Source organism: Microvirga arabica (assembly GCF_016811235.1).
GTDB lineage: Bacteria > Pseudomonadota > Alphaproteobacteria > Rhizobiales > Beijerinckiaceae > Microvirga > Microvirga arabica.
Window position 1 is genome coordinate 16,818 of sequence record NZ_JAFBID010000015.1, and the last position, 26,841, is coordinate 43,658.

A 26,841-nucleotide genomic window follows, 5' to 3' on the forward strand; every position below is an offset into this window, starting at 1 on the left:
CCTCAGTCGGCTTCGGCGAGAACCGCGAGACGGCGCGGGGTGGCGACGGTGAGGTCCGTCAGCGGCGTCGGGTAATCGCCCGTAAAGCAATGGTCGGTGAATTGCGGCTGCGCGGCATTGCGGCCCGTCTCGCCCATGGCGCGGTACACGCCCTCGATGGACAGGAAGGCGAGCGAGTCGGCCCCGATATACTGGCGCATCTGCTCCAGGTCATGGGTGGCGGCGAGCAGCTTCTCCTTCTCCGGCGTGTCGATGCCGTAGAAATCCGGATGCGTGATCGGCGGGCTGGAGATGCGGAAGTGCACCTCCTTGGCGCCGGCCTCGCGCATCATGCGCACGATCTTCACCGAGGTGGTGCCGCGCACGAGGCTGTCGTCCACGAGCACGATGCGCTTGCCCGCAATCGCCGCGCGGTTGGCCGAGTGCTTCATGCGCACGCCGAGCTCGCGCACCGACTGGGTCGGCTGGATGAAGGTGCGGCCGACGTAGTGGTTGCGGATGATGCCGAGCTCGTAAGGCAGCCCGCAGGTCTGGGCATAGCCGAGTGCGGCCGGCACGCCGGAATCCGGCACCGGAATCACCACGTCCGCATCGGCCGGGGACTCCATGGCCAACTCGCGGCCCATGCCCTTGCGGATTTCATAGACGCTGCGGCCGTTCACGATGGAATCCGGCCGGGCGAAGTAGATGTACTCGAAGATATCGGGGCGGGGCGCCACCTGCGGCGCGTAGCGGAAGGACTCGATGCCCTCATCCGAGATCACCACGCATTCGCCGTTCTCGATGTCGCGGACGAAGCGGGCGCCGATGATGTCGAGGGCACAGGTCTCGGAGGCGAGGATGTAGCGGCCGTCGAGCTCGCCCAACACCAGCGGGCGAATACCCAAGGGATCGCGGGCGCCGATCAGCTTCTTGTTGGTGAGCGCCACCAGGGCGAAGGCGCCCTCGATCTTCTGGATCGCCTCGACGAAGCGGTCGATGACCCGCTCCTTGCGGCTGCGGGCGACCAGGTGGACGATCACCTCCGTGTCGGTGGTGGACTGGCAGATGGCTCCGTCGCGGATCAGGTTGCGGCGCAGCGTCAGGCCATTGGTGAGATTGCCGTTATGGGCCACCGCGAACCCGCCGCCGTCAAGCTCGGCGAAGAGCGGCTGCACGTTGCGCAGCACCGTCTCGCCGGTGGTCGAGTAGCGGGTGTGGCCGATGGCCGAGATGCCTTCCAGGCGCTCGATGGTCGCCCGGTCGGAGAAGTTGTCGCCCACGAGGCCGAGCCTGCGCTCGGAGTTGAAGACCGACCCGTTGAAGGTGACGATGCCGGCCGCCTCCTGGCCCCGGTGCTGCAGGGCATGGAGGCCCAGCGCCGTGATGGCCGCCGCGTCCGGGTGCCCGTAGATGCCGAAGACGCCGCATTCTTCGCGCAGGGTATCGCCGTCGAGGTCGAGGTTCACCTGCTTCGGGGTGACCTGCCACGTCTCAGACAAAGCAGACATCGATCATACCTTTGGGATTCGCGCCCGCACCGGCGCCGCCCCTATGTAGTCATCCTCAGCCCAAACGCCAACGCCTATTCTGGCGCTGTTCGAAACGTGATTGTCTCGAACTCAGCTGCGCCGTTGCGGAGCCTGGGGTGCCGGAGAAGTCGGAGCAGGCTGTGCCGGACGCTGCGGATCGGGCTCGGTCGGTTCGGCTTCTGGCGCAGCATCCTTGTTGCGCAGGCGCTGGATCAGGGCCTCGGCGTTCTCCGGCAGCATGGCGATGATGTTGTCGCGGGTGTTCTCCATGGCCGGGCGGGTCTTGGAGGCGGTCGCCCATTCGGGCTCCTTGCCCTGGAGCAGCCAGCTCAGGAAGGCCCAGCCGATCACGCAGATCAGGAAGCCGCGCGCCGCGCCGAAGAACAGGCCGAGCGTCCGGTCGAGGGCGCCGATGCGGGAATCGAGGATCAGGTCGGAGATCTGCACCGTGATGATCGACACGATGATCAGGGTGATGACGAAGATCGCCCCGATGGAAGCCACCAGCGCAACCGTGTTGCTGCTGATGTACTGCTGGGCGATGGGCAGGGCGGTCGGGTGCAGATACCAGGCAGCCGCAGCGGCCACCACCCAGGCCACGATGGCGAGCACCTCGCGGGTGAAGCCGCGCACGGCAGCAAGAAGAGCCGAGATCAGGACGATACCGATGACGACGAGGTCCAGAACGGAAAAGGGCATGGGCCGGGCCTACGCAGGTGAACAGGGGTGGAGCCGCCTTTGCGGGTTCGAAGCCTGGCTCTATAGCGTTAAGAAAGGCTTTCGTCACCCCGGGGAAACTCGGCAGACAACGCTCAGGCGTCATTCCCGTGAGGATGCGAAGCGGAGAGGAAGGGAATCGACGATCAGGCTCAGCGCCATGGATCCCCTTCCCGGACTACACCCGCCGGGGATGACACAGAGCAAATCAGCCTAACTCAATGATCAGCTTGCCGAAGTTCCGGCCCTCCAGCAGGCCGATGAAGGCTTCCGGCGCGCTCTCAAGCCCTTGGACGATGTCCTCCTTGTACTTGACCCGCCCGTCCGCGATCCATCCGCCCATGTCCCGCAGGAACGCGGGATACTGGGCGCTGAACTCGCGCTGGATGAAGCCGCGGATGGTCAGGCTCTTGGTGAGCACGTCGCGCATGAGGACAGGCAGGCGATCCGGGCCTTCGAACGGCCCCGTCGCATTGTATTGTGCGATCAGACCGCAGACCGGAATGCGGGCGAAGGTGTTGAGTAGGGGAAAGACCGCGTCCCAGACCTTGCCGCCCACATTCTCGAAATAGACGTCGATACCGTCCGGGCATGCCGCCCGAAGATCCTCGGCAAAGGTGGGCGAACGGTGGTCGAGCGCGGCATCGAAGCCGAACTCGTGCCGCACCAGTGCGCATTTTTCAGGTCCGCCGGCGATGCCGATAGCCCGGGCTCCCATGATCTTCGCGATCTGCCCGACGGCGGAGCCGACGGGGCCGCTCGCTGCAGCCACGACGACTGTCTCGCCCGGCTTGGGCTGCCCGAGGGTCAAAAGACCTGCGTAAGCCGTGAAGCCCGGCATGCCGAGAACGCCAAGCGCCGTCGTGACGGGTGCCTGGTTCGGGTCGAGCTTGCGAAGGGCCTTGGCATCCGCAACCGCATAGGACTGCCAGCCGGAATAGGACAGGACCATGTCGCCGGGCTTGTAGTCGGGATGGCGGCTCTCCAGAACCTCGGCCACCGTGCCGGCCTCCATGACCTGACCGATCTCCACCGCCGCCGCGTAGGATTTCGCAGCACTCATGCGGCCCCGCATGTATGGATCGAGGGAGAGGTAGCGGATTTTCAGCAGCACCTGACCGTCGTCGGGAGTGGGAACGGGCGTGCGCACGAGCCTGAAATTATCGTGGGAGGGGCGGCCGGTGGGACGTGAGGCGAGGAGGATCTGGAGATTTTGTTCTGACACCGATGAGGCTCCTGAAACCGTGCTGATGCTGCGATTGCCGCAGAGGCATGCAACGAAAGGCCTCTTAACGGTTGGGGGCGCAGGGCAGCAGCGTCAAGCCACGAACGTCGCCGAAAGCCGCCGTCACAAAGAAGAAGGCCCCGGCATGCCTGCCGGGGCCTGGAAAGGCCTGAACGCTCTTGCTTACATGAACAGGAAGTCGTCGGCGGTGAGCGTGGTGCCGGGCTTCACCTTGAGGATCTCGATGCCCTTGCCTTTGCCCGAGCCATCCACGTCCAGGTAAACGAAGCCGTTCTTCTTGTTGTAGAAGACGTAATCGTTCGAACCGTCCGGGGTGTCGTTGAGCTTGGTCCCGACGTTGAAGAACTTCTTCTCGAGCTTCTCGCCCTTTTTGAAGATCTTGTCGAAGCCGACGGATTTCTTCGAGCCCTTGTCGGGGCGACCGCCGCCCTTATCGTCCGGCTTGCCCTTGTCGTCGGAACCCTTCTTCGCCTGGACATCGCTCACCTTCGGACCCTTCACCTTGAAGGCCTTGAGGGCCGCCAGGCTGATCTGGATCGTGTCGTCGGATGCCTTGAAGTCCATGATCTGGTCGAAATGACCCTTCTTCACGGCCGTATCAAACACGAAGGTGTCCTGGCCGTCACCGCCGTAGAGCTTGTCCTTGCCTGCGCCGCCATTGATGATGTCGTTGCCGGCAAGTCCGAAGATCGTGTCGTTGCCGCCGAGGCCGTTGAGAATGTCCATATCGGCAGTGCCGACGAGCCGGTCGTTCTTGTTCGTGCCTGTCTTCGCCTCGGGAGAGTTCGTGACGGTGATTGTGACCTGCTCGATGCGGAAGAGGCTGGAATCCTGCGGATCGGCAACCTTCACGTACAGAATCTGAGGGCCGACTTGGTCGTCGAGGCTGGCGCTCAGCTTGATCGAATTGCCCTCGAGCGTGAAGAAGGGGCTGGTGGCTGCATTGCCCTGCGCATCGACGAGGCTGTAGGTGAAGGTGGCGCCCTGGTCGGCGGCATCGGGATCGACGGTCGCTAGCGTAGCGACGACGGTTCCCACGGACGTGGCTTCGGAGATGGTGCCGCCGGTCACTACGATGTCGGTCGGGGCTTCATTGACGTCGATGACGTTGACGGTCGTCAACGCTGTCTCATCGACCGTGCTCGGGTTCTCTGTAGCCTTGCTCGTTGCCTTGATCTCAAGTTCGAAGGATTTCGAAGTCAACGTTTCGAAATTGAACAGAACTCCATTCTTAATGCGGAGTTCTTTGCCCTGGATGTAGAAATAATCGCCTAGCTCTCCAATGAGTTCGTAGTCAAAATCTTCATTCCCTACGCCGCCGGTGACGCTAAGTGTCGCGATAACCTTACCGGTTTCTGGATTTTCTTGAACGTCTATATTCGGCTGAATAACGATCGAAGCCATTGTTGTTCCTTATAAACTTTCTCAATGTTACCAGTTGCCCCGCCGAGGTAGCCGAAAGGGTAGGGTCCTCAGTAAAGGTCTATCGAACTGTTCTAATGTGCCAACTTGGCTAAACAGCCTAGTCGTGGCCACCCGGCCGAGTTCGCCTACGATGCCTTTCGACGCCGCGCTGCAATGCCTGCCACGAGATCGGTGATATGGCCTATCGCCGAGGTAGCCAGGGGAAGCCGCTCGCTCTTCGAGCCCTTGGCCTTGTCCAGCCTCGGCTGCGGCGAGACCGCACTCGAGAAACCGAGCTTGGCCGCTTCTTTTAGCCGCGCCTGCTCCTGGGCGACGGGTCGGATAGCGCCGGAGAGGCCCATCTCGCCGAAATAGACGGTATCGGGCGGCAGGGGATTGCCCGAGAGGGAGGAGACCAGGGCGGCGGCTGCCGCTAGATCCGCAGCAGGCTCGGTGATGCGCAGGCCGCCGGCGACGTTGAGATAGACGTCGTGCATGCCGAGCTTGAGGCCGCCATGGGCCTCCAGCACCGCCAGCACCATGGACAGACGGCTCTGATCCCAGCCCACCACGGCGCGGCGGGGTGTGCCGAGGGAGGATGGGGCGACGAGGGCCTGGATCTCGACGAGGAGCGGGCGCGTGCCCTCCATGCCGGCGAACACGGCCGTACCGGCCGTCGCCATGTCGCGGCCGGCGAGAAACAGCTCGGAGGGGTTCGGCACCTCGCGCAGGCCCTGATCGGACATTTCGAACACGCCGATCTCATCGGTTGGTCCGAAGCGGTTCTTCACGGCGCGCATGATCCGGAAGTGATGACCGGTGTCGCCCTCGAACGATACCACCGCATCGACCATGTGCTCGACCACGCGGGGGCCGGCGATCTGACCGTCCTTGGTGACGTGGCCCACCAAAATAACCGCAGTGCCGGTGGTCTTGGCGAAGCGGATCAGCGCCTGGGCCGAGCCGCGCACCTGGGTCACCGTGCCGGGGGCCGATTCCACCGTCTCGGTCCACATGGTCTGGATCGAGTCGATGATGGCGAGCGCGGGTGGGCGGCCCTGGCTCAAGGTGGCGATGATGTCCTCGACATTGGTCTCGGAGGCGAGTTCGACGGGCGCCTGACCGAGGCCAAGGCGCTCGGCGCGCAGGCGCACCTGGGCCACCGCCTCCTCGCCCGAGATATAGGCCACGCGCTCGCCGCGCATGGCCAGCGCCGCCGAGGCCTGCATCAGGAGGGTGGACTTGCCGATGCCGGGATCGCCGCCGAGCAGGATGATAGAGCCATGCACGAAGCCGCCGCCGGTCACCCGGTCGAGCTCGGCGATCCCCGAGGGCGTGCGCGGGGCTTCCTTGGTCTCGCCCTGGAGGCCTTCGAGGGGGAAGATCCGGCCCTTGGCGCGCGAGGGGCGGGTGGCGGCGGGCCCTGTCTCTTCGACGATGGTGTTCCAGCCGCCGCAGGCCTCGCACTTCCCCTTCCAGCGGTTATAGACCGCGCCGCATTCCTGGCACGTGAAGGCGGGGTGACGCTGCTTGGCCATCAGCCTTCTCCCCCGCGATAGGCACGGGCGTAGCGCGCACCGAGATTGGTCAGGATTTCGTACCCGATGGTGCCGGCGCGGCGGCCGACCTCGTCGACGGTCAGCTCGCCGCCGATCAGCGTGACCGTGTCGCCGCGTTTCACCCGGCCCTCCGGCACGTCCGTGACATCCACGGTGATCAGGTCCATGGAGACATTGCCGGCGAAGGAGCAGCTTTGTCCGGCGACCAGCGCCATGCCGGCGAGCAGCGCCTCGCCGCTCTTGCCCCGCGCGCTCGCCGCGCGCGGATAGCCGTCCGCATAGCCCACCGAGAGCGTCGCGATGCGGCGCTTCTCCAATGCGAGCCAGCGGCCGTTATAGCCCACGGTGTGCTCCGCCTCGACCCAGCGCAGCTGTACGATGCGGCCTTCGAGGCGAACGACCGGACGCATCGGGTTGTCGCGGCTTGGCGTCGGATTGCCGCCATAGAGGGCATAGCCGGGGCGCACCAGCTCGTAGGCGGGCTTGTTGCGCAGGAAGATGCCAGAGGAGTTGGGCAGCGAAGCCGGAATGTCCGGCAGCGACGAACGCACAGCCTCGAAGGCTTCGATCTGCTGAGCATTCAGCGGGTTGTCGCTCTCCTCGGCGCTCACGAAATGGCTCATGAGCAGGGCGTTCCCGAAGTCCTCAAGGTCGCCCCGGTCCTTCAGCGTCAGGCCCTGCTGTACCGTGAGCCCGAGGCGGTTCATGCCGGTATCCACATGGATCGCGGCCTTCAGCTTGCGGCTTTGAGCCCGGCAGAACCCGACCCATTCCTCGATCTCCTCGAAGGAGCCGAGCACCGGGCGCAGATCGTGTTCAGCGTAAGTGGGGGAGGTGCCGGTGAAGAGCCCGTTCAGCACATAGATCATCGCTTCAGGGGCAACCGCTCGCGCACGGATCGCCTCGCTCAAATGTGCCACGAAGAAGGTGCGGCAGCCAGCTTGGCTGAGGGCAGGAACGGCCTTCTCGATGCCGGTGCCATAGGCGTTCGCCTTGACGACGGCCGCTGTCTCGGCGCTACCGGCGTGGTCGCGCAGTGTGCGCCAGTTCGCCGCCAGGGCGTCAAGGTCGATGTGAAGGACACCGCCGGCAGCTTGTTCGCGGATGTCGCCGGTGCTGTTGGTCTGAGAATTAAGCTTGGTCAATCGCCAATCCGATCGGGAAGTTTGTCTTCATCCGCAAGGTCGGTGAAGCGGGTGATGTCGGCCTGGAAGGCCAGCTGCACGGTGCCGGTGGGTCCGTGACGCTGCTTGCCGATGATGACTTCGGCCTTGCCGTGAACCTGGTCCATCTCCGACTGCCACTTGAAGTATTCCTCGGTGCCGGGCTTCGGCTCCTTGTTCTTCAAATAGTACTCGTCGCGGTAAACGAACATGACCACGTCCGCGTCCTGCTCGATCGAGCCGGATTCACGAAGGTCAGCGAGCTGCGGCCGCTTGTCGTCGCGCGATTCCACCTGACGGGAGAGCTGTGACAGGGCGACCAGCGGAACCGACAGCTCCTTGGCGAGCGCCTTGAGGCCGGTGGTGATCTCCGTCAATTCCTGCACGCGGTTCTCGCCCTTCTTGGAGGAACCGGAGAGGAGCTGCAGGTAGTCGACGATCAGCACGTCGAGGCCGCGCTGGCGCTTGAGGCGCCGCGCGCGGGCGGCGAGCTGCGCGATCGAGATGCCGCCGGTCTGGTCGATATAGAAGGGAATCGACTGCATCTCGCGGGCGGCTTCGGTGATCTTGTAGAAATCATCCTCGCGCATGTCGCCGCGGCGGATCTTGTAGGAGGGCACGCCCGACTGTTCGGCGATGATACGGGTGGCGAGCTGCTCCGCCGACATTTCGAGGGAGAAGAAGCCCACGATGCCGCCATTGACGGTTTTCAGGTTGCCGTCCTGCTGCTTCTCGGCCCGGTAGGCCTTGGCGATGTTGAACGCGATATTCGTCACCAGCGAGGTCTTACCCATGGCCGGGCGTCCGGCGAGGATCACCAAGTCGGAGGGCTGGAGGCCGCCCAGGGCCTTGTCGAGATCCTTCAGGCCGGTAGAAATGCCCGACAGGGCACCCTCGCGCTTGTAGGCGGCGGCCGCCATGTCGATGGCGGCGGTGAGCGCATCGGAGAAGCGCTGGAAACCGCCGTCGTAGCGGCCGGTTTCGGCAATCGCATAGAGGCGCCGCTCGGCCTCCTCAATCTGTTCGCGAGGCGAGGAGTCCACAGGGGCGTCGAAGGCGACGTTCACCATGTCCTCGCCGATATTGATCAGGTTCCGGCGGATCGCGAGGTCGTAGATGGCGCGTCCGTAATCCTCCGCGTTGATGACGGTGGTCGCCTCGGCCGCAAGACGTGCAAGATATTGCGATACCGTGATGCCGCCGAGATCCTGATCGCCCAGGAACGTCTTCATGGTGATCGGGGTCGCGACCTTGCCGGCCTTGATCAGGCTCGTGGCGACCTCGTAGATCCGCCTGTGCAGATCCTCGATGAAATGGACGGCTTCGAGGAAGTCGGAGACCCGGTAATAGGCATCGTTGTTGACCAGGATCGCGCCCAGCAGGGCCTGTTCAGCCTCGATGTTGCTGGGGGGCGTCCGAAACTGCGGTTCGGCGGTCTCAAGACGGGCGATCAGGGCGTTGGCGGTGGCCATCCGGCGCTCCGGGAAACAGGAGAAGGGTTAGAGTCTCTTAGACCGCAATTGGTGTCCTAAAGGTTGCCGTGCGGACACGAAGCCGGAGTTGTGTCCGAACTGTCCTCGCTGTCCTCGATTCTCACACCGTCCATCTTTTCGCGGGCGTTCCGCCTTGACTCTCCCGCAAGCCGGAAACCGCAAAGAAAAACGCTCCCCGTCGAATCGACGGAGAGCGCCATTTTAGAACAAAGCAAGAACTGGATCAACCGCTCCAGCTTAGAGCTCGTCGTCGCCGCCAGCTTCGGCCAGGGCCGCGCCGACTTCAAGGCCGAGATCGTCGAGGTTGGTTTCCTCGCGGGTCGTGACCGCCTCGCCGCGCGCCTGGCGCTCGGCTTCCTCGGGGCTGCGGGCGACGTTGATCGTCACCTGAACCTCGACCTCCGGATGGAGGGCGACCGGCACAGCGTGCAGGCCGATGGTCTTGATCGGCTGGTTGATGGCGATCTGGTTGCGATCGACCGTGAAGCCGTTCTGGGTCATGATCTCGGCGAGGTCGCGGGTGGAGACCGAGCCGTAGAGCACACCGGTCTCGCCCGACTGGCGCAGGATGATGAAGCTCTGGCCGTTCAGCTTCTCGCCGACGGTCTCAGCTTCCTTGCGGCGCTCAAGGTTGCGGGCCTCAAGCTGGGCGCGCTGAGCGTCGAAGTGCTTCTTGTTGGCCTCGGTGGCGCGCAGAGCCTTGCCGCGCGGCAGGAGGAAGTTGCGGGCATAGCCCGAGCGGACCTTCACGGTCTCGCCCATCTGGCCGAGCTTTGCGACGCGCTCGAGAAGGATCACTTCCATGGTTGTCTCCTTTAGGTTCGTGATCAGGTGGAAAGGGTTGGAGGCGGAGTCGGCCGCGTGCCGAAGCGGCGGCGCAGGCCGAAGGTGGAATCGGCAATGCCGAAGAGGGCCAGGGCCACCATCAGGATGCCCTGGGTGACGAAGATCAGGACGTACATGGCGCTCAGAAGGAACGCCCGGCCCGACTTGCCGCGGGTGCGGTCATGGACTGCGGCGAGGCCCTGCAGGGCAAAGGCCATCAGGAACGCGCCCGACAGGGCCAGGCCCAGCGCGCCGATGAAGCCGTCGAAGTTTGCCAGAATGAGGGCCCCGATCAGGATCAGCCCGGCGGAGCGAGGCATCACCAGCTCCGGCACAGGCGGCCAGGGGCGCGGCAGGCGCTTGGACGCCAGGACAATCCGGCCGGCGGCCCAGAGATAGAGCGCCAGAATGGTCACGAAGCCCTGCGCCGACAGGAACGACGTCAGCCGCGAGAAGATGGCGATCAGCTGCTCGCGGGTCTCGGCATCGAGAGCCCCTTCGCCCGTGGCGGCGAACTGGGCGTTCACGAAGGCCTCGGCCACGTCGCGGGTGTTCTGGGCGAAGGCGCCGTAGTCGCCGCCCGTCGAGATCACGCCAGCAGCGATGATTGTCAGGGCAGCGGTTGCTGCGGCCCAGGCCAGAAGCCGTCCAACCGGGTACCATTCCATGGTCCCGTCCTGTCCGGGGCGCCCGAGCAGGGCGAGGTAGGACAGCCACCAGGCGGGCAGGGCGGTGATCAGCGCGAAGCCGATGCCGCTGAGGGGGGACAGGATGAGCGCGATGGCGAGGCCGCCCACGACGGCCGCTACGAGGCCGGAGCGGTGATCCCAGCCGAGGGACACGATTAGGACGGGAATGGGGGCGAGCAGGTACAGCATGGCCGCCAGCGGCGTCGCTTTCACGATCACCGCGGTCAGGAGGGCTGATACGAGGCCCGCGCCTATGCCTGTTGCTACAAAATTCATCGTCTCGCTGTCCCGCTGCTCATCGGCAGGGTTAGAGGCTTTTGCCTCAACTGACCCGGCGGAGTTTCACCGCTGGGCGATCTGGTTAAGGATGCGGGCCGCTCGTGGCGGCCCGCAGGGTCTTGCTTAGCGGATCACGTAGGGCAGGAGGCCCAGGAAGCGGGCGCGCTTGATCGCCTGGGCGAGCTCACGCTGCTTCTTGGCCGACACGGCCGTGATGCGGGACGGAACGATCTTGCCGCGCTCGGAAATGTAGCGGGACAGGAGCTTCGTGTCCTTGTAGTCGATCTTCGGCGCGTTGGGGCCCGAGAACGGGCAGGTCTTGCGACGACGGAAGAACGGACGACGGCCGCCGCCAGCGGCTCCACCGGTTGCACCAAATGCCATGATTAAGCCTCCTCGCCTTCGCCGGCGCCATCGAAGCCGCCGCCGTCGCGCTCACGGCGCTCGCGGTCCTTGCGCTCGTCGCGGTCGCGCTTCTGCATCATCACGGACGGCTCGGTCTCGAGCTCTTCGACCTTGATGGTCATGAAGCGAAGGATGTCTTCGTTGATGCGCATCTGACGTTCCATCTCGGCCACGGCCGGAGCCGGAGCGTTGAGGTTGAACATCGTGAAATGCGCCTTGCGGTTCTTCTTGATGCGGTAGGCGAGGGACTTCACGCCCCACATCTCGGTCTTGTCAACGCTGCCGCCGTTCTGCTCGATGACACCCTTGTACTGGTCGACCATAGCCTCGACCTGCTGCGGGGTGACATCCTGGCGAGCCATGAAGATATGCTCATAGAGAGGCATAGTGGGCCTTTCTCAGGGTTTGAGTTTCAAGCCTTGCACTGTTTTGACGAGTGTCTCGGCCGTTTCGCGCATCCGATCGGCGCCAAGCCCTTCGAGCCTGCAAGGCCCGAGCGATTGTCGAAGGCGGAGACACGGGACGACGGGACCGAAGTCCCTGCATGGCCAAGCCATACCGTCCGTTCAGCCCCCGGCCGGAGCGAACGCGAAGCGGGGGCTATAGGCGATTTGGGCCGGGAAGGCAAGCATCAGGCTACCAAGGCAATGGAGATGAGAGAAAAAAGCGCGAGGGCTAGGGCAAGCCCCACGAACCTTCTTCTCAAAGCAAGAGGAGGGCAGGCAAGGCGAACAAGAGGAATGGCCCGGTGGCCGCCATAGCAAGAGCCATGGCGAATCCATTCTCCTCAGGTCCCCAATTCGTCAGAACAGCTATCGCAACCATCCAAAGCCAGAAGGACGTCACAAGGCTGACGATGATCAATGTAAAAGTGCGTAGCATTGCCCCGGAACAACTCACTCTATCGTAACTTAGTTACTATAAACTGGGGCTTGCCGCTGCAACTGATAATTAGGTTGAGTGACATCCGCTCGGGTCCGGTAACATCTAGGAAATGAGCCGCTCTCTGCTACAAACACCCTTATGAACGCTCCTTCTCTGCGCCTCGGCGTCAACATCGATCACGTCGCCACCGTCCGGAACGCCCGCGGCGGCGTCCATCCCGATCCGATCCGGGCCGCCCATCTGGCGGTTCTGGCCGGCGCCGACGGGATCACGGCCCATCTGCGCGAGGACCGGAGGCATATCCGCGACCAGGACATGGAGCGGCTGAAGCGCCAGCTTTTCGTGCCGCTCAACTTCGAGATGGCCGCTACCTCCGAGATGGTGAGCCTCGCTACCCGGCTCCATCCTCATGCGGCCTGCCTCGTGCCGGAGAAGCGCGAGGAGCGCACCACCGAAGGCGGGCTCGACATCGTCGGTGGCCATGCCCATCTGCGTCCGGTGATCAAGGAACTGAAAGGCGAGGGCATCCGCGTGTCGCTGTTCGTCGAGCCGGAGGTGGAGGTCATGGACGCCGCCTGCGATTTGCAGGCGCCTGTCGTCGAGCTTCATACCGGCACCTATTGCGAGGCCGTTGTCGAAGGCGACGAGGCCAGAATCGCCCATGAGTTGGAGCGCCTGCGACGGGCGGCCGAGCACGGAGCGAGGATCGGCCTCGAGATCCATGCCGGCCACGGACTCGATCTCGCCTCGGTGCGGCCGGTGGCGGCCATTCCGCAGATCGTGGAGCTCAATATCGGCCATTCCCTCATCGGCGAGGCGATCTTCATGGGGCTCGACGAGGCCGTGCGGGCCATGCGCGCCGCCATGGACGAGGGCCGGGCACAGGTGCCGGCATGATCCTCGGCATCGGGTCCGATCTCTGCGACATCCGGCGGATCGAGAAGTCCATCGAACGCTTCGGCGACCGCTTCACGCACCGCGTCTATACGGAGGGCGAGCGGGCCAGGAGCGACCGCCGGGCCGCCCGGGCTCCTTCTTATGCCCGCCGCTTCGCCGCCAAGGAGGCCTGCGCCAAGGCCTTAGGGACAGGCCTTAGCCATGGCGTCTTCTGGCGCGACATGGAGGTGGTTAACCTGCCCGGCGGGCGCCCGACCATGCGCCTGACGGGAGGTGCCTTGGAGCGCCTGCAGGCTATGACACCCGAGGGGCACAAGGCGGTGGTCCACGTGTCCTTGACTGACGACCCACCCATGGCCCAGGCCTTCGTGATCATTGAGGCGCTGCCCGCCTGAAACGGGGGCTGCGTTGCGGCAGGGCGCGGCTTAGGTTAGAGCATGGCGCGGCAAAGCGGCCTTCCGGGTCGCAATCAGACGCCGTAACGACGATATCGAGAGAGGCTTGCACCCGGGGCTGAGTGCAAACCCCTCTCGACTGTCACAGCACAGGAAGGCGGCAGTGACTGCCCCTTCAAAGAGCATAGGTCGAGCGACGTGAGCGAAAAAACCGGCAAATACGTAGGTAGCACCGTGAAGAACGAAGAAGGCGGCCTCTGGGAAACGATCAAGGTCATCATCCAGGCCCTTCTGATCGCGGTGGTCGTGCGCACCGTGCTGTTCCAGCCCTTCAACATCCCATCGGGCTCTCTCATCCCGACCCTGCTGATCGGCGATTACCTGTTCGTCTCCAAGTATTCCTACGGCTATTCCAAGCACTCGATTCCCTTCAGCCCGGGCCTCTTCTCCGGCCGCATCTTCGGCTCCGAGCCCAAGCGCGGCGAGATCGCTGTGTTCAAGCTGCCGAAGGACAACTCGACGGACTACATCAAACGCGTGATCGGGCTGCCCGGCGACAAGATCCAGGTGATCAGCGGCGTGCTGCACATCAACGGCCAGCCGATTCAGCGCGAGCGCGTCGAGGATTACAAGACCACCGACCTCTACGGCCGCACCATCAGCGTTCCGCAGTTCCGGGAGACCCTGCCCGGCGGCGTGACCTACAACGTCATCGAGCGCGATGCCGACCGCGGCTACTGGGACAACACCAATGTCTACACGGTGCAGCCCGGCCACTTCTTCATGATGGGTGACAACCGGGACAACTCCACCGATTCCCGCGACGAGGCGAGCGTCGGGCAGGTGCCGTTCGAGAATCTCGTGGGCCGCGCCGAAATCATCTTCTTCTCGATCGACGAGACCGCATCCCTGTGGCGTCCGTGGGAATGGCCGCAGAAGATCCGCTGGAACCGTCTCTTCGAGGGGATCCGCTGACCCGTGGCACGTCGCAAGCCGAAACTCGATGAGCTTCTGAACAAGCTCGACTACCGCTTTGAAAACCCTGCACTCCTGGACGAAGCGCTGACCCATGTCAGCGCCCCCAAGGCCGATGGGCAAAGCTATCAGAGACTGGAATTCCTGGGCGACCGGGTGCTCGGCCTCGCCATCGCCGACCTGCTCTACCGCACCTTTCCGGGCGCCCCCGAGGGCGAGTTGTCCCGGCGTCTGGCGGAACTGGTGCGGCGCGAGAGCTGCGCCGAAATTGCCATCGCGTGGGATGTCGGACCCTACCTCAAGCTCGGCGCCGGCGAGGCGCATGCGGGCGAGCGGCGCAACCAGACCATTCTGGCGGATGTGTGCGAGGCCATCATCGGCGCCGTCTTCCTGGATGGCGGCTACGATGCTGCCCGCAGCGTGGTCGAGCGCGCGTTCCAGCCATTGCTGGAGGCGCCCCGCCGCCCCTTGCGCGATCCCAAGAGTGCCCTGCAGGAATGGGCTCAAGGGCGTGGCCTGCCGCCCCCGACCTACGCCATCGTCGAGCAGACCGGACCGGACCACGCGCCCAAGTTCCGCGTGATGGTGAAGGTCAAGGGAGCGGAAACCGAGTTCGGCCTCGGCACATCGAAGCGCATCGCGGAACAGGCGGCGGCGCGGAGCCTTCTCTTGAGAGAGGGTGTCTGGACGGAGGAAGAGCATGGAACAGCCTGAGCAAACCCAAACCAAGGCCGGTTTCGTCGCTCTCATCGGCGCCCCGAATGCCGGCAAGTCGACGCTGCTGAACTCGCTCGTCGGCTCCAAAGTCTCGATCGTGTCCCGCAAGGTGCAGACCACGCGCGCGCTGGTGCGCGGCATCGCCATCGAGGGCGAGGCGCAGATCGTGTTCGTGGACACGCCCGGCATCTTCAAGCCGAAGCGCCGTCTCGACCGCGCCATGGTCACCTCGGCCTGGGGCAGCGCGGGCGATGCGGACGTGATCGCCCTCCTGCTCGACGTGCGCAAGGGCATCGACGAGGAGGCCGAGGCGATCCTCGCCAAGCTGTCCGAGCTGAAACGCCAGAAGGTCCTGATCCTCAACAAGATCGACCTGATCGAGCGCTCCAAGCTTCTGGAGATGGCGGCCAAGCTCAACGAGCAGGTGCCGTTCGCCCATACCTTCATGATCTCGGCCCTCAAGGGCGACGGCATCGAGACCATGAAGCGCCAGCTTGCCCAGATGATGCCGGAAGGGCCATGGCTCTATCCGGAGGACCAAATTTCCGACGCGCCCCTGCGCATGCTGGCGGCCGAGATCACCCGCGAGAAGATCTACGAGCGCCTGCACGAGGAGCTGCCCTACGAGTCGACGGTCGAGACCGATCAGTGGCAGGTGCGGCCCGACGGTTCGGTGCGCATCGAGCAGACCGTGTTCGTGGAGCGCGACAGCCAACGCAAGATCGTGCTCGGCAAGGGCGGCCAGACCATCAAGGCCATCGGCCAGTTAGCCCGCAAGGAGATCGCCGAGATCGCCGAGACCCCCGTGCACCTGTTCCTCTTCGTGAAGGTGCGCGAGAACTGGAGCGACGATCCCGAGCGCTACCGGGAGATGGGCCTGGAGTTCCCGCGCGGTTAGCGCAGCATCTGGATTTCTGGTCCATCAACAAGACGCAGCTATAGGCTTTGCACGGATAGCTAGTTCCTTCGTCATCACGAGCCTTGTGCCGGTGATCCGATTGCTTGAAGCGCGGCGCCTCTCAGCATCGGGATGGCCGGGACAAGCCCGGCCATGACGTCAAAGGTTGTCGTATCAGGCTTCGTGCGTTCGGCTCGATGCCTTTAGGCCCGGTACGCCGTTCGCAAGCCGCCCCAGTGCCGGCCGAGAACACGGATCGGCGCGTCCACCTCCTGCATCATGACGATCTTGCCGCCGCCCATGTCGCGGGCATAGGCCTGCACGATGAAGGGCCGGGTGGAGCGGGCTGCCGTGATGCCGGCGCGGTCGTCGAAGATGCGCTTGTTGCGGGCATTCGCGGCGTTCCACACCGGATCGCCCGCCCGTTGCGGCTGCGAGTAGATCCGGTTGTGCACCGGGATATATCCGTTGCGGTCGATGGCAAGGCAGAAAGCCATCGCGGCATCCGAGGCCAGGACCTTTTCGAGGATCGGCGGCAGGAGCGTCTCGAACACCGGCAGATAGGCCGTGCCGTACTGGACCGGGTCCGTGCCCGGAATCAGCCGGTAATCCGTATCGAAGACGCTGTCCCGCGAGACTCGGCCGTCGGCCACCGCCTGCTCGATCAGCATCTCCACCTGACGGGCGGTCTCCTGGGCGAGCAGGATGCGCGGCCGGTAGCTTGCTTCCACCTGCGCGACGAAACCGTCGATGCGGACACGAGCCTCGTCGTTGAGCCGGTCGAAGCAGCAATGGATGCCCATGGGGCTGACAGCCACGATCCTGGCGCTGACGCGGCCCAGGTGCTGGATATCGATCTCAACCGGCGTACCGGTCCTCGCATCGACGCCCGTAACGGCCGCCATGAGCAGGCCACCGGAGCTGACGTCGATCAGCCGGGAGGAAACGCTGCGCTGCGCGATCCAGAGCGTCGCCGCGCGCTCGACGGGGAACCGGTCCGCCCTGCGCCTGTCGCCGATCTCGCTCTGGCGGATAACGGTGACGAAACGCTGCCCGAGGGCCTTGGCCAATCCGTCCGCCTTCCGGGTGGCCTGATCGGCCTCGTGGGCCCTGGCGCTGGCATTCAGGGAGATGGAATCCACGTCGCCTGCGCGCTCGCTCACCTTGGCGACGCTGGCGGAGGTCACGCCGGCCAAGCGTGACGCCTCGCTGATGGCGGAATTCTGCTCCCCGACGGCGCCGCGCACGGTGTCGAAGACAGGGCGGACGCCCTGGACCGCCTCCACTACCTCCGTCACCGCGCCAGTCGAGGCCTGGGCCGTTTCGCGCAGGCGGTCGATGCGCTGGCGGATGTCGTCGGCGGCCTTGCCGGTCTGGGTGGACAGCACCTTCACTTCGCTCGCCACCACGGCAAAGCCCTTGCCGGCCTCGCCGGCCCGGGCCGCCTCGATGGTGGCGTTGAGAGCGAGAAGGTTCGTCTGGCGCGCCACCGCCGAGATCGTGTCGACGATGCCGACGATTTCCGCAGTCGCAGCGGACAGTTGCAGGATCAAATCGCTGGCCTTCTGGGCAGCCTGGATCGCGTTGTCGATCCGCGCGCTCGCATGCTCCATCGAGCGGCCGATCTCGGACGACGTGACGGCGAGCTCCTCGGTCGACGAGGCGAGCGAGAGGCTTTCGGCCGATGCGGTCTTGCCCGAGGAGGCCAGCTCACCGGCATGGCCGCGGATCTCGGCTAGGTCCTTCTCCACGGCTGCCACGTCGGATGCCGCCACCGCGATGGCCCGCGTGACGCCCTCGATGGCTTTCAGAACATCGGCTTCCAGCGAGTCCACCACCTCGGTGTCGAGGCGGCTCTCGCGGGTGACCGGGGGCGTTTCTTCCTCCGATGCAGCCTGAACCGTCCCGCTCAGGGCATCTGTCTGTGGAGCACGCCGCAGAATACCAAACATCGCCGGGCTTCCATTCTTTTCATGCTTAACCCAGCGTCACCCGGAAACATTAAGGAAGAGACAATACTTCACGATGTTTCGTCTCTTTTCGCCACAACCTGCACATGGATGAGCAAGCGAGGGGCAGCTCTCGAGGTCCGGCTGTGTTCCCGCAGATGGAAATCCGTTGTTTTACGAGGTTTTCAGCGCTTTTTCGACGCAACCAGATGAACCCCAGGGCTTTAACATGAAAGTTGATGGAAAGCCGGTTCGTCCCCGGACACAGCCTTCCTGACGTTGCGTTCCTGCCGTTTCAGCGTCGACGTCCCGGAGAGGCCATGAGCAGCCCTTCTGACCAGACGGCGCAAAGGCGTCTCGCAGCTGTCCTTGCCGCTGACGTGGTGGGCTATTCCGATCTCATGTCCAAAGACGAGGAAGGCACTCTCAGCCGCCTCAGGGATCTCCGGCGTCAGATCATCGAGCCCCGCATTCGCGCCCATCACGGAAGACTGGTGAAAACGATCGGGGATGGGTTCCTGGTCGAGTTTGCAAGTCCCGTCGAGGCCGTTCGCTGCGCCGTCGACCTGCAGGAGGCCCTTGCCGGAAGTTCTGGGGCGGGAACCTCCGGCAAGGCGGACGCCAAGCCCCTTCAGCTTCGCGTCGGCATCAACATCGGCGACATCATGGTCGAGGAGGACGGCGACATCTTCGGCGACGGCGTGAACATTGCATCCCGGCTGCAGAAGATGGCGCTGCCCGGCGGCATCTGCCTGTCGGGAAAGGTCTATGACGAGGTCAGAGGCAAGCTTCCCTATGAGTTCGACGACAAGGGGGAGCATCAGTTCAAGAATATCGGGCGGCCGATCAGGGTTTTCTGCCTCCTGGAAGGAATGGACACGGCGCAGCGGTCGGGAGATCGTCGGCCCTCCGGCGCCCGCCAGGAAGGGCCTTCCATCGCGGTTCTGCCCTTCGTGAACATCAGCCGGGACCCCGAGCAGGAGTACTTCGCCGATGGCATCGTCGAGGACATCATCGCGGCCCTGTCGCGCTTCAAGTCGTTCTTCGTCATCGCCCGGAATTCCACCTTCACCTACAAGGGGCGTACGGTCAGCGTGCAGCAGATCGGCCGGGAACTCGGCGTCCGCTATGTGCTGGAGGGCAGCGTCAGGCGCTCGGGCCCGAGAATCCGGATCACCGCGCAGCTTGTCGATGCGAGCACCGGGATGCATCTCTGGGCCGAGCATTACGACGGCGTGGTCGAGGATGTCTTCGATCTCCAGGACCGGATCACCGCCAGTGTCGTGGGGTCGATCCAGCCATCGATCAGAAGCGCCGAGATCGAGCGGGCCAGGCGCAAGCGACCAGAGAATCTCGATGCCTACGACCTCGTCATGCGCGCGCTTCCCTATGTGTGGGCACTGGAATACGAGGCCAACAAGGAGGCGGCCCGGCTCCTGGACAAGGCGCTTCTCCTCGATCCAGGCTACCCGCTTGCCATGGCCATGGCGGCCTGGTGTCGTGGCCAGCGCATTGTCTACAACTGGTCGAAGAACCTGCAAGAAGACAAGCGCGAGACCCTGCGCCAGGCGCAAGCCGCAGCCGCCCTGGCCCACGAGGATCCGTTCATCCTCACCGTGCTTGGCGCGGCCCTGACGATCACCCGGGAATTCCAGCGCGCCACGGCGATGCTGGAGCGTGCGCTGTCGCTGGATCCGAACTCGGCCTGGGCCTGGAACCGCAGCGGCTGGCTGCACAACTACCATGACGACCCCGAGGTCGCGATCGAGCATTTCGAGCGGTCCCTGCGCCTGAGCCCGTTCGACCCGATGGCGTTCAATTGCGAGATGGGAATCGGCTGCGCCCACTTCATCGCCAAGCGCTACGACCTTGCCGCGCAGTGGCAGGAGAAGGCGCTCATGAGCAAGCCGAGGACCGCCTGGATTCATCGCACGCTCGCGCCGGCCTATGCCCTGGCGGGAGAGCCCGACAGGGCGCGGGAATGCGTCGCTGAGCTGGTGAAAGGCTATCCCGGGATCCGGATCGTCGACATCCTCCAGGCGATGGCCTTCAGCAAGGAAGTGATGAGCCGGTTCGCCGAGGGTCTGCGGCAGGCGGGCCTGCCGGAATAGAAGTCTCGAAATGAAAACCGGGAGGGTGAGCACCCTCCCGGTCCTTGTCGTTACTGCTGCTGGGCTTGTCCCTGGAGCAACGGGGTGATCCGGCGCAGGGTCACGCGGCGGTTCTCCCGCTCCGGTCCCTGCGACGCCACCTTCAGATACTGCTCGCCGTAGCCCTGAGTGGTCAGATTCTCGGCGGGGATCTGGAAGCGCTCCGTCAGGATCGTCGCGATGGTCTCGGCGCGACGGTCGGAGAGAGTCAGGTTGTCCTCGTCCGCCCCGACCGCATCCGTGTGACCTTCGACCAGGAAGATCTCGTTCGGGTTGCGGGAGATCGCCTCGCGCAGGCCCGCTGCAATTGTGCTCAGCGCATCGATCTGGTCCGGGGGAAGTTCCCAGGAGCCGAACTCGAAGGTGACGGCATTGAGATCCACCCGCCGCATGCGCTCACGCAGAGGCTGACTGCGGCGAACCTCGTCGAGGGTATAGGCCCGTTCGACGCGCTCCACGGGCGGAGCCGTGAAGGCTTCGACGATATCGGCCCGCGAGGCCCGCTCAGTCTCGACGATGTACTCCTCCCGCGGGATGCGCACCGTGGGAGGCGGCAGGCGGATGACCTCCTCCTCCATGTAGCCGTAGCCCGGGCGGCGCTCGACGCCGCGGCGCCGGTTCTCGATCAGCACGACCTCCTGTCCGGCGGGCTCGCGTCGGATACGGCGGATGAGGTTGCCGTCCTCGTCGCGCACGGTGACGATCTCCGAGCCGTCGGGGCGGCGCACGATGGTAACTTCCTCGTTCCCGGCGCGCCGCTCCACACGAACGTCGGCGTCGCGATAGGCCCGGCGGAAGCGCAGGGTCTCATCATGGCGGATGATGACCTCATCGCCCTGACGGATGATCGTCCGGTTGCCGGGCTCTTCGATGATCAGGCGGCCGCCTTCACGGCGCTCCCGGCGCTCGCGGCGCAGGTCCTCGATGCGGACGCGGGAGGCGTCCAGCGGCTGGGCCGCGGCAGGACCGGCCTGTTGAGGCGCGCTCTGGACCGGCGCGGCTGGAGCCGTCGGCAGGGCCCGTGTGGCCGGAGCGGGAGCTGCTGGTGCAGCCGTTGTCGGGGCTGCAGGCGCAGGGGTTGGAGCCGTGGGCGCTGCCGTCGGGGCCGAAGGTGCAGGCGTCGCCGGAGCCGTCGGGGCTGTGGTCGTGGCGGGCGTATCCTGACCCGGACGCTGGTCGCGGGCGCGCTGGCGGTCCTGCCGGTCACGGTCCGGACGATTACGGTCGGGCCGCTCGCTGTCGCCGGCACGGGCCGGCTGCTCTGCATCGGCTGGGCGAGGGGTTCCCGCGGCAGGCCGCTGCTGGGCCGGTGCCGGAGGCGTGGCCGGCTGGGCCGCCGGAGCAGGAGTGCTCGGCGGAGTTTCGGCCGCAGGCGACGGCTGGCGGGGCCGCTCGCGCTCGGCGGCGGGACGATCCCGGTTACGCTCACGCTCTTGGGCAGCCGGACGGTTCGGGCGGTCCGGCGTCTCGGCGGAAGGCCGGGCGCGTTCCGCAGGCTCTCCCTGGGCAGGACGCGCCGGCGTGGCCGGTGTGGTGCCGGAGGGGGGGGTAGGCCGCTCGGCAGGTTGGGCCGCGCCGCGACGCGGCGGCGGGGCATCCTCGGATTCGGTGGCGCGGGAGCCGCGCGGTCCGTCGGGACCGCCACGCTCCGCCGGGCCTGCGCCGCGCGGCGGGCGCTGGCCGCGCTCTTCGGAGGCGCCGGGGCCACCGGCATCTTGGCCGCCCTGCCTGCGCTCCTGCCGGCGCTCCTGACCCTCGCCGCCGCCGCGCGGCGAATCCGCGCCCTCTCGCGGTCTCCGACGGACGCCGGGTTGATCATCTTCCTCGGCGCTCGGTCCAGCCTGGGCGACGACAATGGGCGTCGCGGCTTCCGGCTGGAGAGCCGACACGTTCGCCGGCAGCAGCATCAGAGGAAGGGCGGTGCTCGCAAGAAACAGGTTGGAGAGTTTCATGGTTCTCGATTCATCACTAGACACACTAAGGTGTTCGACAATGTGAAGGGGGAATTTTGGTTCCCCTCGTGGCGGATTCCGCTTTTGCAACAGAATTTTAGAAGTTGCCGGATATCGTTGAAAAACATGGCTGAATGCCCCCTGAATGCTTACATCAGGATTCCGGCAGATCTCTTGTTCGAAGGCCCTGCGACCGATGCACTGGACTGACGACGGCGTCGTTCTCGGCGTCCGCAAGCACGGCGAGTCGAGCGTCATCCTCGAGCTGATGACGCGCGAGCACGGCCGGCATCTGGGGCTGGTCCATGGCGGGCGCTCCAAGACCCTTCAGGCCGTTCTCCAGCCGGGCAACACCGTGCAGGCGACGTGGCGGGCCAGGCTCGACGAGCATCTGGGCACCTATCAGGTGGAGGGCCTGAACCTGCGCGCCGCGCGCCTCATGGGCTCGTCCATGGCGCTCTATGGCCTGTCGACGCTGGCCCATCTCCTGCGCTACTTCCCGGAGCGCGACCCGCATTTCGCCCTTTTCGAGACGCTCACCGTCCTGGTGGACCATCTGGACGACCCCGATCTCGCCCCGGCTTTGTTCGTGCGCTTCGAGCTTGCCATGCTCACGGAACTCGGCTTCGGTCTCGATCTCACGAGCTGCGCAGCCACCGGGACCGAGCGGGACCTGACCTATGTGTCGCCCCGCAGCGGGCGGGCGGTCTGTGCGGAGGCGGGCGAGCCCTACAAGGACCGGCTGCTCAAGCTGCCCGGCTTTCTGATCGGCCAGACGAAGGCGAACCGGCCCCGGGAGGAGGACATCCGGGCCGGATTTGCGCTCACGGACTTCTTCCTGCATCAGAATGTCTTCGGCCCCCAGGGGCAGCGGGCGCCGGAGGAGCGGGCGCGTTTCGTCGCACTGGCCACGGCTGGGGACGAATGATGTTTGTTTCTGTTATGTTCTCTTTTCAGATGATAAGAAGCGATTCGCACTTAAGGATTTCGAGTTATGGGTAAGCCGGTCAATCCGCCGTCAGGGGGCGAGATCGAGAACATCAACCTCAAGGATGCCCTGGAGGAGCGCTATCTCGCGTATGCGCTCTCCACCATCATGCACCGGGCCCTGCCGGACGCCCGCGACGGGCTCAAACCCGTGCACCGGCGCATCCTGCATGCCATGCGGCTCCTGAGGCTCGACCCGAAGTCGGCGCCCAAGAAATGCGCCCGCATCGTCGGCGACGTGATGGGTCAGTTCCACCCGCACGGCGACCAGTCGATCTACGAGGCCCTGGTGCGCATGGCGCAGGATTTCGCCCAGCGCTATCCGCTGGCGGACGGGCAGGGCAATTTCGGCAACATCGACGGCGATGGTGCCGCGGCCATGCGCTACACCGAAGCGCGCATGACGGAAGTGGCGCGCCTGCTGCTGGAGGGCATCGACGAGGATTCGGTCGACTTCCGCGAGACCTACGATCAGGCGAACGAGGAGCCGGTGGTGCTGCCGGCCGCCTTTCCGAACCTGCTGGCCAACGGCTCGCAGGGCATCGCGGTCGGCATGGCGACCTCGATCCCGCCGCACAACGCCGCCGAACTCTGCGACGCGGCCCTGCACCTGATCGCGAAGCCGGGCGCCACCTCCGAACAGCTGATGCAGTACGTGCCGGGGCCGGACCTGCCCACCGGCGGCATCATCGTCGACACGCCCGCCGCCATGGCCGAGACCTACCGCACGGGCCGCGGCTCGTTCCGGGTGCGAGCCCGCTGGGCGAAGGAGGATCTCGGGCGCGGCAACTGGCAGATCGTCGTCACCGAGATTCCCTATGCGGTGCCGAAATCGCGCCTGATCGAGAAGATCGCCGAGCTGCTGCAGGAAAAGAAGCTGCCGCTGCTGGCCGACGTGCGCGATGAATCCGCCGAGGACATCCGCGTGGTGCTCGAGCCCCGCGCCAAGACGGTCGATCCGATCATCCTGATGGAATCGCTCTTCAAGCTCACCGAGCTCGAGAGCCGCGTTCCGATGAACGTGAACGTGCTCGCCGGCGGCAAGGTGCCGAAGGTTTTGAGCCTCGCCGAATGCCTGCGCGAATGGCTCGACCATCGCCGCGAAGTGCTGATCCGCCGTTCGGGCTTCCGCCTAGCTGCCATCGACCGGCGCCTGGAGATCCTGGGCGGCCTGCTCATCGTCTATCTCGACCTCGACCGGGTGATCAAAATCATCCGCGAGGAGGACGAGCCGAAGCAGGAGCTGATGCGCGTCTTCCAGCTCACCGAAGTGCAGGCCAACGCCATCCTCGACACGCGCCTGCGGAGCTTGCGCAAGCTCGAGGAGATGGAGCTCAAGCGCGAGCAGAAGAACCTGCAGGACGAAAAGGCGAAAATCGAGGAGCTTCTCGGCTCCGAAAAGGTGCAGTGGAAGACAATCTCTGCCGAGATCAAGGAGGTCCGCAAGACCTTCGGTCCCGATACCGCCCTGGGCAAGCGCCGCACCACCTTCGCCGAGGCGCCGGACACCTCCGACATCGACTTCGCGGAGGCCATGATTGAGCGCGAACCGATCACGGTCATCGTGTCCGAGAAGGGCTGGATCCGCGCCATGAAGGGCCATCAGGAGGACCTCTCCGGTGTCCAGTTCAAGGGTGACGACAAGCTGAAGACGGCCTTCTTCGCCGAGACCACGTCGAAGATCGTGGTGGCGGCGGACAATGGGCGGTTCTTCACGCTTGAAGCATCCAAGCTCCCCGGCGGCCGCGGCTTCGGCGATCCGATCCGCCTCATGGTCGATCTGGAGGAGGGCGCCGACTTCATCGCGGCCTTCCCGTACCGGGCTGGCTCGAAGCTGCTGGTGACAGGCACGGACGGTCGCGGCTTCATCGTGCCGACCGACGAGATCACGGCCAACACCCGCAAGGGCAAGCAGATCCTCAACCTTGATACGCCCGCCAGGATGGTGGTCTGCACCGAGGCCGAGGGCGACCATGTCGCGATCATCGGCGAGAACCGCAAGCTCCTGATCTTCCCCGCGAAGCAGGTGCCGGAGATGACCCGCGGCAAGGGCGTGCGCCTCCAGCGCTACAAGGACGGCGGCGTCTCCGACGCCAAGGTCTTCAAGCTCAAGGAAGGCCTGACCTGGAAGGATACTTCGGGCCGCACCTGGACGGTGGCTAGGGAAGACCTGCGCGACTGGATGGGCGACCGCACCGAGGCCGGCAGGCTGCCGCCGAAGGGCTTCCCGAAGTCGAACAGGTTCGGGGAGTAAATCAGGAGGCAGCGATCTCGGACGGCGCAAGCCGATCCGAGATCGCTTTCAGGACGTGGCGCTGAAACCTCAACCCTGTCATCCCCGCGAAGGCGGGGATCCATAGCCGCTGACGGTGCCACGCAAGGCGATGCGGCGATGTCTGTACCCCAATGCGATCCGTCGTGTTTATGGATCCCGGGCTCCGCTATGCGGCCCCGGGATCACAGCGCTGCGCTTCGTCCGGGATGACAGGTTAGGATCTACCCGTCTTTGGTCTCACCGCCGCCGAACCACAGAGCCGGTCGCGGTGGGAGCCTGACGCCGGCCTGGGTTGTCGAAAGCCTGTCTATTGGCCTGACCCTCGGCGATGAGCTGCTGCCAGCGTCCATCCCGCTGCATGGCTTCCACTTCACGGATGACCCGGTCGCGGTCCGTACCTCCGCCCGGCTCTGCCAGCGCCGCGCCCGAGAGGGAGGCGAGACAGAGAACCGCAATGAGGATCGTGCGCATAATGTTCTCCCAGAGCTGATCGGTCAGCTCTCGGAAGAGAAATTTAGCCATCCTGTGTGGCGTTTGAGAGGTTGCGTGGGCGCACTTTTTTGTGAGTGCGCAGACGTCAGATCTGCGCCCGCGCCGTCCGCAAGCCTCACCCCACCCGTGCCCAGCCTTGCGCCAGCAGCCGCTCCTGCGGCTTGAAGCGGGCCTTGTAGCCCATCTTCTTGGAGCCCTCGACCCAGTAGCCGAGATAGAGGTACGGCAGGCCCATCGCCTTGGCGCGGCGGATGTGGTCGAGGATCATCCAGGTGCCGAGGCTGCGGTGCTGCATCTCCGGGGCGTAGAACGAATACACCATGGAGAGGCCGTCGCTCATCTCGTCGGTGAGGCACACGGCGATGAGATCGCCCGACCCCTTGCCCGTGATGCCGCTGTCGATGCCGCGCCGGCGGTACTCGATGAGCCGCGTGTCCACATGGCTGTCCTCGATCATCATGGAATAATCGAGCACGGTCATGTCGGCCATGCCGCCATCCGCGTGGCGCGTGTCCACGTAGCGGCGGAACAGGGAATATTGCTCGGAGGTGGGGCGGTTGGGCAGGGCGTTCCCGATCAGGTCGGCATTGTCCTTCAGGACGCGCTTGAGATTGCCCGAGGGCTCGAACTCGTCCACGAGAACCCGCACCGACACGCAGGCCCGGCATGAATCGCAGGCGGGCCGGTAGGCGATGGTCTGCGACCGGCGGAAACCGCCCTGCGTCAGGATCTCGTTCAGCTCCCGCCCGCGCCGTCCCACGATATGCGTGAAGACTTTCCGCTCCTCCTTGCCCGGCAGGTAGGGACATGCGGACGGGGAGGTGAGGTAGAACTGCGGGGCGTCGCGGGGCTGGCTCGTCAATCGGGAAAGCCTTGTGGAGAAACCTTGAGCGCTACGTCAACGCTCGAAGGATAACATTGGTGTCCCGCACGTCCAGGAAAAGAGGGCGTATGTCACAGGGGTGTGTTCACGCCCCT

At 65.0% G+C, this 26,841-nt stretch carries 23 protein-coding genes; 8 read left to right on the forward strand and 15 right to left on the reverse strand.

What is annotated here, in order from left to right:
* Window positions 1–2: 2 nt before the first annotated feature.
* The 11 genes from purF to rpsF all read right to left on the reverse strand — a co-directional run bounded on the left by purF (window position 3) and on the right by rpsF (window position 11,677).
* Window positions 3–1,490: an amidophosphoribosyltransferase gene (gene purF / locus JQC81_RS10175; RefSeq protein ID WP_203271709.1), complete on the reverse strand. Its 1,488-nt coding sequence runs from the start codon at window positions 1,488–1,490 to the stop codon at window positions 3–5.
* Window positions 1,491–1,601: 111 nt separating this feature from the next.
* Complete coding sequence (locus JQC81_RS10180) at window positions 1,602–2,210, reverse strand: CvpA family protein (RefSeq protein WP_203271710.1); 609 nt, start codon at window positions 2,208–2,210, stop codon at window positions 1,602–1,604.
* A gap of 226 nt (window positions 2,211–2,436) precedes the next feature.
* On the reverse strand, window positions 2,437–3,453 hold the full coding sequence (curA, locus tag JQC81_RS10185; RefSeq protein ID WP_203271711.1) for an NADPH-dependent curcumin/dihydrocurcumin reductase: 1,017 nt from the start codon (window positions 3,451–3,453) through the stop codon (window positions 2,437–2,439).
* Window positions 3,454–3,636: 183 nt separating this feature from the next.
* Window positions 3,637–4,878 (reverse strand): hypothetical protein, encoded by a 1,242-nt coding sequence (locus JQC81_RS10190; RefSeq protein WP_203271712.1) that lies wholly within the window; start codon window positions 4,876–4,878, stop codon window positions 3,637–3,639.
* A 146-nt stretch (window positions 4,879–5,024) separates the two neighbouring features.
* Window positions 5,025–6,416, reverse strand: coding sequence for a DNA repair protein RadA (gene radA / locus JQC81_RS10195; protein ID WP_203271713.1), 1,392 nt, complete (start codon window positions 6,414–6,416; stop codon window positions 5,025–5,027).
* The gene (alr, locus tag JQC81_RS10200) at window positions 6,416–7,582 is read right to left on the reverse strand and encodes an alanine racemase (RefSeq protein WP_210347129.1); all 1,167 of its coding nucleotides are present in this window, start codon (window positions 7,580–7,582) and stop codon (window positions 6,416–6,418) included. The genes radA and alr overlap by 1 nt, the downstream gene beginning before the upstream one ends.
* On the reverse strand, window positions 7,579–9,072 hold the full coding sequence (locus JQC81_RS10205) for a replicative DNA helicase (RefSeq protein ID WP_203271714.1): 1,494 nt from the start codon (window positions 9,070–9,072) through the stop codon (window positions 7,579–7,581). Before JQC81_RS10205 ends, alr begins: the two co-directional genes overlap by 4 nt.
* Before the next feature lie 258 nt (window positions 9,073–9,330).
* Window positions 9,331–9,897, reverse strand: coding sequence for a 50S ribosomal protein L9 (gene rplI, locus JQC81_RS10210; protein WP_203271715.1), 567 nt, complete (start codon window positions 9,895–9,897; stop codon window positions 9,331–9,333).
* A 23-nt stretch (window positions 9,898–9,920) separates the two neighbouring features.
* Window positions 9,921–10,883: a DUF2232 domain-containing protein gene (locus JQC81_RS10215; protein ID WP_203271716.1), complete on the reverse strand. Its 963-nt coding sequence runs from the start codon at window positions 10,881–10,883 to the stop codon at window positions 9,921–9,923.
* 126 nt (window positions 10,884–11,009) lie between these two features.
* Window positions 11,010–11,270 carry a 30S ribosomal protein S18 gene (gene rpsR, locus JQC81_RS10220; protein WP_036353512.1) on the reverse strand — a complete coding sequence of 87 codons (261 nt, stop codon included), beginning with the start codon at window positions 11,268–11,270 and terminating at the stop codon, window positions 11,010–11,012.
* A 2-nt stretch (window positions 11,271–11,272) separates the two neighbouring features.
* Window positions 11,273–11,677, reverse strand: coding sequence for a 30S ribosomal protein S6 (gene rpsF / locus JQC81_RS10225; RefSeq protein ID WP_203271717.1), 405 nt, complete (start codon window positions 11,675–11,677; stop codon window positions 11,273–11,275).
* A 637-nt stretch (window positions 11,678–12,314) separates the two neighbouring features.
* Here rpsF and JQC81_RS10230 point away from each other — a divergent pair.
* The 5 genes from JQC81_RS10230 to era all read left to right on the forward strand — a co-directional run bounded on the left by JQC81_RS10230 (window position 12,315) and on the right by era (window position 16,058).
* Window positions 12,315–13,073, forward strand: coding sequence for a pyridoxine 5'-phosphate synthase (locus tag JQC81_RS10230; protein WP_203271718.1), 759 nt, complete (start codon window positions 12,315–12,317; stop codon window positions 13,071–13,073).
* Complete coding sequence (acpS, locus tag JQC81_RS10235; protein WP_203271719.1) at window positions 13,070–13,468, forward strand: holo-ACP synthase; 399 nt, start codon at window positions 13,070–13,072, stop codon at window positions 13,466–13,468. The genes JQC81_RS10230 and acpS overlap by 4 nt, the downstream gene beginning before the upstream one ends.
* Window positions 13,469–13,666: 198 nt before the next feature.
* The gene (gene lepB, locus JQC81_RS10240) at window positions 13,667–14,443 is read left to right on the forward strand and encodes a signal peptidase I (protein WP_376772388.1); all 777 of its coding nucleotides are present in this window, start codon (window positions 13,667–13,669) and stop codon (window positions 14,441–14,443) included.
* A 3-nt stretch (window positions 14,444–14,446) separates the two neighbouring features.
* Window positions 14,447–15,157, forward strand: coding sequence for a ribonuclease III (gene rnc, locus JQC81_RS10245; RefSeq protein WP_203271720.1), 711 nt, complete (start codon window positions 14,447–14,449; stop codon window positions 15,155–15,157).
* A complete protein-coding gene (gene era / locus JQC81_RS10250) occupies window positions 15,144–16,058 on the forward strand; it encodes a GTPase Era (protein ID WP_203271721.1) in 915 nt (304 codons plus the stop codon). Before rnc ends, era begins: the two co-directional genes overlap by 14 nt.
* Before the next feature lie 203 nt (window positions 16,059–16,261).
* On the opposite strand, the gene JQC81_RS10255 is transcribed toward era, so the two are convergent.
* A complete protein-coding gene (locus tag JQC81_RS10255) occupies window positions 16,262–18,010 on the reverse strand; it encodes a methyl-accepting chemotaxis protein (RefSeq protein ID WP_203271722.1) in 1,749 nt (582 codons plus the stop codon).
* 317 nt (window positions 18,011–18,327) lie between these two features.
* Between JQC81_RS10255 and JQC81_RS10260 the strand changes: the two genes are divergently transcribed.
* Complete coding sequence (locus JQC81_RS10260; RefSeq protein ID WP_203271723.1) at window positions 18,328–20,118, forward strand: adenylate/guanylate cyclase domain-containing protein; 1,791 nt, start codon at window positions 18,328–18,330, stop codon at window positions 20,116–20,118.
* Window positions 20,119–20,168: 50 nt separating this feature from the next.
* Here JQC81_RS10260 and JQC81_RS33045 read toward each other — a convergent pair whose 3' ends face one another.
* Window positions 20,169–22,109 (reverse strand): OmpA family protein, encoded by a 1,941-nt coding sequence (locus JQC81_RS33045; protein WP_246520339.1) that lies wholly within the window; start codon window positions 22,107–22,109, stop codon window positions 20,169–20,171.
* Between the two features lie 196 nt (window positions 22,110–22,305).
* On the opposite strand from JQC81_RS33045, the gene recO reads away from it, so the two are divergent.
* Window positions 22,306–23,037: a DNA repair protein RecO gene (gene recO, locus JQC81_RS10270; RefSeq protein ID WP_203271724.1), complete on the forward strand. Its 732-nt coding sequence runs from the start codon at window positions 22,306–22,308 to the stop codon at window positions 23,035–23,037.
* A 66-nt stretch (window positions 23,038–23,103) separates the two neighbouring features.
* The gene (gene parC / locus JQC81_RS10275; RefSeq protein WP_203271725.1) at window positions 23,104–25,350 is read left to right on the forward strand and encodes a DNA topoisomerase IV subunit A; all 2,247 of its coding nucleotides are present in this window, start codon (window positions 23,104–23,106) and stop codon (window positions 25,348–25,350) included.
* A gap of 258 nt (window positions 25,351–25,608) precedes the next feature.
* On the opposite strand, the gene JQC81_RS10280 is transcribed toward parC, so the two are convergent.
* Both JQC81_RS10280 and JQC81_RS10285 read right to left on the reverse strand, forming a co-directional pair.
* Window positions 25,609–25,842 carry a hypothetical protein gene (locus JQC81_RS10280; protein WP_203271726.1) on the reverse strand — a complete coding sequence of 78 codons (234 nt, stop codon included), beginning with the start codon at window positions 25,840–25,842 and terminating at the stop codon, window positions 25,609–25,611.
* A 136-nt stretch (window positions 25,843–25,978) separates the two neighbouring features.
* Complete coding sequence (locus JQC81_RS10285; protein WP_203271727.1) at window positions 25,979–26,725, reverse strand: arginyltransferase; 747 nt, start codon at window positions 26,723–26,725, stop codon at window positions 25,979–25,981.
* Between the last annotated feature and the right edge of the window lie 116 nt (window positions 26,726–26,841).

What these genes read in the sequence shown, in the direction of transcription:
- purF (WP_203271709.1), bottom strand. Translation starts at nt 1,490, where the DNA reads ATGTCTGCTTTGTCTGAGACGTGGCAGGTCACCCCGAAGCAGGTGAAC.
- JQC81_RS10180 (WP_203271710.1), bottom strand. Translation starts at nt 2,210, where the DNA reads ATGCCCTTTTCCGTTCTGGACCTCGTCGTCATCGGTATCGTCCTGATC.
- JQC81_RS10190 (WP_203271712.1), bottom strand. Translation starts at nt 4,878, where the DNA reads ATGGCTTCGATCGTTATTCAGCCGAATATAGACGTTCAAGAAAATCCA.
- radA (WP_203271713.1), bottom strand. Translation starts at nt 6,416, where the DNA reads ATGGCCAAGCAGCGTCACCCCGCCTTCACGTGCCAGGAATGCGGCGCG.
- JQC81_RS10205 (WP_203271714.1), bottom strand. Translation starts at nt 9,072, where the DNA reads ATGGCCACCGCCAACGCCCTGATCGCCCGTCTTGAGACCGCCGAACCG.
- rplI (WP_203271715.1), bottom strand. Translation starts at nt 9,897, where the DNA reads ATGGAAGTGATCCTTCTCGAGCGCGTCGCAAAGCTCGGCCAGATGGGC.
- JQC81_RS10215 (WP_203271716.1), bottom strand. Translation starts at nt 10,883, where the DNA reads ATGAATTTTGTAGCAACAGGCATAGGCGCGGGCCTCGTATCAGCCCTC.
- rpsR (WP_036353512.1), bottom strand. Translation starts at nt 11,270, where the DNA reads ATGGCATTTGGTGCAACCGGTGGAGCCGCTGGCGGCGGCCGTCGTCCG.
- rpsF (WP_203271717.1), bottom strand. Translation starts at nt 11,677, where the DNA reads ATGCCTCTCTATGAGCATATCTTCATGGCTCGCCAGGATGTCACCCCG.
- JQC81_RS10230 (WP_203271718.1), top strand. Translation starts at nt 12,315, where the DNA reads ATGAACGCTCCTTCTCTGCGCCTCGGCGTCAACATCGATCACGTCGCC.
- acpS (WP_203271719.1), top strand. Translation starts at nt 13,070, where the DNA reads ATGATCCTCGGCATCGGGTCCGATCTCTGCGACATCCGGCGGATCGAG.
- era (WP_203271721.1), top strand. Translation starts at nt 15,144, where the DNA reads ATGGAACAGCCTGAGCAAACCCAAACCAAGGCCGGTTTCGTCGCTCTC.
- JQC81_RS10255 (WP_203271722.1), bottom strand. Translation starts at nt 18,010, where the DNA reads ATGTTTGGTATTCTGCGGCGTGCTCCACAGACAGATGCCCTGAGCGGG.
- JQC81_RS10260 (WP_203271723.1), top strand. Translation starts at nt 18,328, where the DNA reads ATGAGCAGCCCTTCTGACCAGACGGCGCAAAGGCGTCTCGCAGCTGTC.
- JQC81_RS33045 (WP_246520339.1), bottom strand. Translation starts at nt 22,109, where the DNA reads ATGAAACTCTCCAACCTGTTTCTTGCGAGCACCGCCCTTCCTCTGATG.
- recO (WP_203271724.1), top strand. Translation starts at nt 22,306, where the DNA reads ATGCACTGGACTGACGACGGCGTCGTTCTCGGCGTCCGCAAGCACGGC.
- parC (WP_203271725.1), top strand. Translation starts at nt 23,104, where the DNA reads ATGGGTAAGCCGGTCAATCCGCCGTCAGGGGGCGAGATCGAGAACATC.
- JQC81_RS10280 (WP_203271726.1), bottom strand. Translation starts at nt 25,842, where the DNA reads ATGCGCACGATCCTCATTGCGGTTCTCTGTCTCGCCTCCCTCTCGGGC.